At 75.5% G+C, this 6,516-nt stretch carries 6 protein-coding genes; 1 reads left to right on the forward strand and 5 read right to left on the reverse strand.

What is annotated here, in order from left to right:
- Positions 1–34: 34 nt before the first annotated feature.
- Both EPD83_RS12220 and EPD83_RS12225 read right to left on the reverse strand, forming a co-directional pair.
- Positions 35–1,801 carry a DEAD/DEAH box helicase gene (locus tag EPD83_RS12220; protein WP_165566633.1) on the reverse strand — a complete coding sequence of 589 codons (1,767 nt, stop codon included), beginning with the start codon at positions 1,799–1,801 and terminating at the stop codon, positions 35–37.
- A gap of 108 nt (positions 1,802–1,909) precedes the next feature.
- Entirely contained in the window at positions 1,910–2,887 is a 978-nt protein-coding gene (locus tag EPD83_RS12225) for a zinc metalloprotease (RefSeq protein WP_165566634.1), read from the reverse strand.
- 175 nt (positions 2,888–3,062) lie between these two features.
- Between EPD83_RS12225 and EPD83_RS12230 the strand changes: the two genes are divergently transcribed.
- Positions 3,063–4,169 (forward strand): DNA glycosylase AlkZ-like family protein, encoded by a 1,107-nt coding sequence (locus EPD83_RS12230; RefSeq protein WP_165566635.1) that lies wholly within the window; start codon positions 3,063–3,065, stop codon positions 4,167–4,169.
- 12 nt (positions 4,170–4,181) lie between these two features.
- Here EPD83_RS12230 and EPD83_RS12235 read toward each other — a convergent pair whose 3' ends face one another.
- The 3 genes from EPD83_RS12235 to EPD83_RS12245 form a co-directional block, all read right to left on the reverse strand.
- Complete coding sequence (locus tag EPD83_RS12235; RefSeq protein ID WP_165566636.1) at positions 4,182–5,810, reverse strand: hypothetical protein; 1,629 nt, start codon at positions 5,808–5,810, stop codon at positions 4,182–4,184.
- 114 nt (positions 5,811–5,924) lie between these two features.
- The gene (locus tag EPD83_RS12240; protein ID WP_128367425.1) at positions 5,925–6,248 is read right to left on the reverse strand and encodes a DUF3039 domain-containing protein; all 324 of its coding nucleotides are present in this window, start codon (positions 6,246–6,248) and stop codon (positions 5,925–5,927) included.
- 49 nt (positions 6,249–6,297) lie between these two features.
- The coding region (locus tag EPD83_RS12245) for a YqgE/AlgH family protein (RefSeq protein ID WP_205859515.1) at positions 6,298–6,516 on the reverse strand (219 nt) is incomplete at its 5' end.

Genomic DNA, 6,516 nt, shown 5'->3' on the forward strand with positions numbered 1-6,516 from the left:
CGTCGACGCGTCGGGGTCCGTCCTCAGCGTCCGCTCAGCGACGGCCGACGAACCACCGGCGGATGGTCGCGATGCGCTCCTGGACCTCGTCCCCGGTGGCCGCGGCGAGCTCGGGTCCGCCGCAGGTGCGCCGCAGCTCCAGGTGCACGGTGGCGTGCGCCGCCCCGGTCTTGCTCGCGTACGCCGCCACGAGCTTGTTCAGCTCCTTGCGCTGCGACGCCAGCGCCCGGTGGGCCGCCACCGGCGAGGGGCCGGCGGGCTCCGGGCGGGCGCCGCCGCTCCTGGCCTGCCGGGCCTGCCGTTCGCCGAGCAGCAGGGCCACCTGGTCCGGCTCCAGCAGCCCGGGCAGGCCGAGGTAGTCCTGCTCCTCCTCGGAGCCGGCCTCCGCGTGCTGGCCGTACTGCTTGGCGTCGAAGAGCACGTGGTCGAAGTGCGCGTCGGACTCCAGGGCCTCGAAGCGGGTGCCGTCCTCGGGCCCGAGCGCCTGCTCGGTCCTGTTCGCCGCGGCGAGCAGCCCCTCCTCCTCGGCCCAGATCGAGGCCTCTGACTCGGCGTCGGAGCGCCGGTCGAGGGCGTGGTCGCGCTCCTCCTCCATCGTGGCCGCCAGCCCGAGGATCACCGGGACCGAGGGGAGGAACACCGACGCCGTCTCGCCGCGCCGGCGGGCCCGCACGAAGCGGCCGACGGCCTGGGCGAAGAACAGCGGCGTCGAGGTCGAGGTCGCGTAGACCCCGACCGCCAGCCGGGGCACGTCCACACCCTCGGACACCATCCGGACGGCGACCATCCAGCGCGACTCGTCGGCCGCGAACGACTCGATCCGGGCGCTGGCGCCGGCGTCGTCGGAGAGCACGACGGTGGCGGGCTCCCCGGTCACGGCCTCGAGGGTGCGGGCGTAGGCCCGGGCGGCGGTCCGGTTCGAGGCGATGACGAGCCCGCCGGCGTCCGGCACGTGCCGGCGGACCTCGGTGAGGCGCCGGTCGGCCGCGGCGAGGACGGCGGGGATCCACTCCCCCTTGGGGTCCAGCGCGGTGCGCCAGGCGTGGGCGGTCTGGTCCTTGGTCAGGGGCTCGCCGAGCCGGGCCGCGACCTCGTCGCCGGCCTTGGTGCGCCAGCGCATCGCGCCGCCGTAGGCGAGGAAGAGCACCGGCCGCACGACCCCGTCGCGCAGCGCGGCCGAGTAGCCGTAGGTGTAGTCCGACGCCGAGCGCAGGATGCCGGCCTCGTCCATCTCGTAGCGGACGAACGGGATGGGGTGGGTGTCGGAGCGGAAGGGGGTCCCGGTGAGCGACAGGCGGCGGGTCGCGCCGCTGAACGCCTCCCGGATGCCGTCGCCCCACGAGCGGGAGTCCCCGCCGTGGTGGATCTCGTCGAGGACGACGAGGGTCGGGACGGTCTCGGTGCGGCGCCGGTGCAGGCCGGGGTTGGCGCCGACCTGGGCGTAGGTGAGCGCGACGCCGTCGTACTCGCCGGACTGGACGCCGACCGAGTTCGAGAACGACGGGTTGAGCTGGATGCCGACCCGGCCCGCGGCGTCGGCCCACTGGGTCTTCAGGTGCTCGGTCGGGGCGACGACGGTGACGGCCCGCACGACCCCGCGGTCGAGCAGCTCGGTGGCGATCCGCAGGGCGTACGTCGTCTTGCCGGCGCCCGGCGTGGCGACGGCCAGGAAGTCTCTCCGCTCGCCCTCCAGGTAGGCCGCGAGGGCCTCCTCCTGCCAGGCCCGCAGCTTCGCCGCGGTACCCCAGGCGGCCCGCTCGGGATAGGCGGGGGGCAGGTGGCCGGCGGCGGAGGTACTCATGGGCGGACGCCACGATATGCGGCCGGTCGGCGACATGCCGAAGGCCCCGGCGGAACTCGCCGGGGCCCTCGGGACGTGCTAGTGGACGACGTCGTCGCCGACCGGAGGTCAGCTCGCGCGGTAGGTGACCCAGGCGCTCTGCATCCGGGTCGTCTGGCCGGCGGAGAACCGGTCCATGCACGAGTCGTAGGTGTAGTCCATGAAGTTGTGGATCGGGTCCAGGCCGGCCGAGCGGGCGCAGGAGTCACGGCCCGTCGGGCAGGCGTAGGCCGGGGAGGCCTCGGCCGGGGTGTCGTCGACGTAGTCGCCCTTGCCGTTGCACCCGCCCTGGAAGGTGTGGTAGAGCCCGAGCCAGTGACCGACCTCGTGGGTGCCGGTGTCGCCCTGGTTGTAGTTCGCCGCGCTGCCGTTCGGGAGGCTCTCGTCGAGGAGGACGACGCCGTCCATCGGGTCGACCGTCGACTTCGGGAAGGTCGCCCAGCCGAGGAGGCTGTCGCCGAGGTCCGCGGTGTACACGTTGAGGGCGTTCTTGCCGCCCTTGTGCAGCGCGGTCTTCATCTCGCGCTCGGCCGTGGAGCCGTTGGTGATGCCGTTGTACCAGCTCGGGTTGTTGGTCGTGTCGGTGGAGACGAGCGAGAAGGTGAACTGGCTGTTGCCGTAGGCGCTGTTGAGCACGCTGATCTGCGCGCTGATCTCCGAGGAGGACAGCTGGCCCTTGGCGCCGTCGGTGATGGTGTGCCAGTAGACCGGGATCGTCGCGCCGGCGAACGTCCCGCCACCGCCGCCGCCGCCCGGCTTGCCCCTCGTCGCGACCGCGCCGCTCTCGGTGACGCGCACGCCCTTGGCCTTCATGGCCTGCGTGAGGGCGCGGTCCATGGCCGCGGCCTTGGCGTCGCTGAGCTCGTGGGGGTCCCGACGCTCGCCCGCGGAGCGACCGCCGACGGCGTCCGTGTGCGTGACGCACTCGGCGGCGGCGACCGAGTCCACGCCGGCGGTCGGCACGGCCTGGGCGGAGGTGATCGGGAGGGCGACCCCCGCGGCGCCCAGGGTGAGGGCGGCGAGGGTGGAGAGGCTGCGTGAACGCATGACGACCTTTCGAGGGGTGGTCCGGCCCGCACCGTCGCGGTGCGGCTCCACGGCAACATAGGGCGTGGGTGGTCAGCCCTGGGTCCCGTTCGGGCAAAGAAGCGGTAAGCCGGGCAAAGGCCGCGTAAAGCACCGCCGGGGTGACCGGGGCCGGCCGGTGTGCCACCCTGCCCGCGTGGGCGGACTCGCGGTGACCCGGCCCCAGGCGCTGGCCTGGCGGCTCGCGCGGCACCTCCTCGACCCCGTCGGGGACGCCTCTGTGGTCGAGGTCGTCCGGCGGCTCGGCGCCGTGCCGACGATGGACGGGGCGAAGGCGGAGCTCGCCGTGCGGACGCGCCGCCGCGACTCCGCGCCGGGCGAGCTCGCGGCCGCCGTCGACGCCGGTGACCTCGTCCAGGTCTTCGCCTTCCGCGGGGCCGTCCACGTGCTCGCGCCCGACGACGCCGGCGCCTACCTCGCGCTGCGCGGCGCGGGACGGCAGTGGGAGCTGAGGAGCTGGCAGGAGCACTACCGGCTCGGCCCCGCCGACTGGCCGCCCCTGCTCGACGCCGTCCACGACGCGCTGGCGGACGGGCCGCTGACCCTCCCCGAGCTCGGGGCCGCCGTCACCCGTCACCGCCGCTTCCGGCACCTCCGGCCCACCTTCGAGGACGGCGCGGGCACGCTGATGAAGCCGCTCACCTGGCAGGGCGCGATGGGCTTCGGTCCGCGGCGGGCGGGACGGCCGACGTTTCAGCGGCTCGACCGGGCGACGGGCTGGGCCGGGATCTGGGACGTGGAGGAGGCCGGCCGGTACTGCGTCACGGCCTACCTCGGGGCCTACGGGCCCGCGACCGCGCAGCACGTGCGGTCCTGGCTCGGCGGCGGGCTCTCCGCCGGGAGCCGCCGCATCGAGCGCTGGCTCGACGAGGTGTCCGACCGGCTGGTCACGGTCGAGGTGGGGGGCGAGCCGGCGCTGGTCCTGGCGGAGCACGCCGACGCCCTGGCCCGCGCCGAGCCGTCGGAGGCGGTGCGCCTGCTGCCCGGGCACGACCAGTGGGTCATGGGGCCGGGCACCAAGGACGAGCACGTCGTGCCGCCCGGACTGCGGCAGGCCGTGACCCGCAAGGCGGACCTCGTCGTCGTCGGTGGCGTCGTCCGCGGGACGTGGGCGGTGCGCGGCGGGTCGCTCGTCGTCACCTGGGGGCCGGACGGCGGTCGGGCACCCGAGGACGCGCTGGCGGAGCAGGTGGAGCGGCTGTCCGGGCTGCTGGACCGGCCGCTGACCCTGTCCGTGGAGTGACGGGCTCCCGCGTCAGCGGGCCCGCGCGGGGCGCAGCACGGTCGGCGCGGTCGACGGCTCGTACACGGGCCAGCTGGCCGCGACCGCGTCCTGGAGGTCGGCGTAGCGGCGCTGGGTCACCGGGCGGCCCCGGACGGCGTCGGTGGCGAAGTCGACCATCCGGGCCCGGACGCGCGCGATGATTGCGTCGCCCCACTGCACCTCCGAGTGCGGGCCGCGGACGAGGAACAGCTGCGCGTCGTCGCCCGCGCGCCGGTGGGCGTCGTAGACCGAGAAGGTGCCGTCGGGCAGGTCGTCCCACAGGCCCTTGACGTTGAGGACGGCCGGCCACCGGCCGATGCTCGCGAGGGGCTCGGAGGTGGGGTACCGCATGATGTGGTTGCGCAGCGCGCCGGCGGCGATGGAGGGCAGCAGGCCGGGCGCGCCGTACGAGCCCGGGCTGTAGATGGCCGAGAGCATGATCGCGCCCCGGACGTTCTCGTGGCCCCACGGCGCGTGGCACGGGGCGCCGGGCTCGTCGTAGCGGCACCAGCGCGCGGTGTTGGCCCACATCGCGAACTCGGTGGTCTCCGAGCCCTGGCTCGACCCGCCGAGGACCGTCGGGACGGTGCGCGCCTCCTGCGCCGTGGGGATGAGGGCCCGGGCGGCCGCCGTCCCCGCGCGCTCGGCGCCGTCCGGTCCGAGCACCCGCAGGCCGTCGCCGTCGTCGAGCGCGTCGAGGAGCCGGAGCATGTCCAGGCCCTGGTTGAGCAGGTCGTCGGGGGTCCGCCCCCCGGAGATGCCGTGGCCGCGCTTGTCGACGGTGAGGACGTCGAAGCCGGCCCGCCACATCGTGTCGAGGTAGCCGCGCCAGACGTGCGCGCCGAGCCCCTCCCCGCGGGCGGCGGTGTTGTAGACGTAGCGGCCGTCGGCGGTGCGCACGTACGTGGGGTCGCGCGGGTCGTCGGTGGCGGTGGTCTCGACCGTCCGCCCGCCGATGAGGACGACGAGGGCCCGCTGGCGCGACCCGTCCGGACCGCGGACGCCGGCGCCCCGGAGGTACCAGCCGCGCAGGTGGGTGTCGGCGGTCTCGCCGCGCACCAGTCGGTCGTAGGGGTCCGCGGGGACGGCCAGGTCGAGGGTCCAGGTGCTGTCCTCGGCGGCGGCGATCGGCTCGGCGTAGGGCGCCTGGGCGAAGTAGGCGGGGCGGCGGATGTCGGCGAGGTCGACGTCGGGGGCGAACGGGTCGATGAGCCCGACCGGGTCCTTGGTGCCCGTCTTGCGGAACGAGCTCGGGACGTACGCGGCGGCGGCGGCCTCGGCCGCGCAGGGACCGGCGGCCCGGCACGCCTCCAGCGCCGCGACGGCGGCCGGGAAGGTCGCCCGGTCGATGCGGGGGTCCTCACCCTTGGCGGCGTCCACCCGGGGGATCTCGCGGATCGGGACGCAGACGACCTCGCCACCCTGCTGACGGACGCGGTAGCCGGTGAGCTCGCCGTTCTGGGGGTAGCCGACCTGCGCCACGCAGTCGGTGGGCGGCATGGTGCGGGTCTCGTCCGGCAGGTCCCGCGCACCCGCGGGCGCCGCGGTCCCGGCCGCCAGCACCCCCGCCGCCAGCAGGGCGAGCGCCCCTGCGGCCCGTCCGCTCCACGCACCGGTCATGTCGGCCTCCCTCGACGTCGCTGGCGGACATCCTGGCAGCGGCACGACGTCGTCGGGGGTCTGCGCGACACCCGGATCCACGGCGCGCGTCGGCGTCGCGCCGCGGTGGCCGGCTCAGTCGTCGCCGCCGTCCTGCGGGGCGCGCAGGCCCTCGTAGATCTCCTTGCAGGTGGGGCAGACCGGGAAGCGGTCGGGGTTGCGGCCCGGGATCCAGACCTTGCCGCACAGGGCGGTGACCGGCTCGCCGGTGACCGCGCTCTCGACGATCTTCTCCTTGCGGACGTAGTGCGCGAACCGCTCGTGGTCGCCGGGCTCGGCGACCTCGGGGACGGTCTCGGTGCGCTCGAGCACCGCCGTCTGGGTCTGCGGCCCGTCGGGACCGTCCGGGCCGCCCGGCGCTCCGGGGGCGTTCGGGTCCTGGGGCGTCGTCTCGCTCATGGCTCCAGCCTACGTCGGGGCGCCCGGCACGCTCCGGGCCCGACGGGGCTCAGTTCTGCTCGGGGTCCTTGGGGAACCAGGCGACCCAGCGCAGCGGCTCGGGCTGGCGGCGCAGCACCCGGCGCCAGAGGCCGGCCGGGCTGTCGGTGAAGACGTCCTCGTGCTCGGACTCCACGACGTACCAGGACCCGGTGTCGATCTCCCCCTCGAGCTGGCCGGGCGACCAGCCGGCGTAGCCCGCGAAGATGCGCAGGCCCGCGACCTCGGG

It is taken from the genome of Phycicoccus flavus (assembly GCF_004025965.2).
Taxonomy (GTDB): domain Bacteria; phylum Actinomycetota; class Actinomycetes; order Actinomycetales; family Dermatophilaceae; genus Phycicoccus; species Phycicoccus flavus.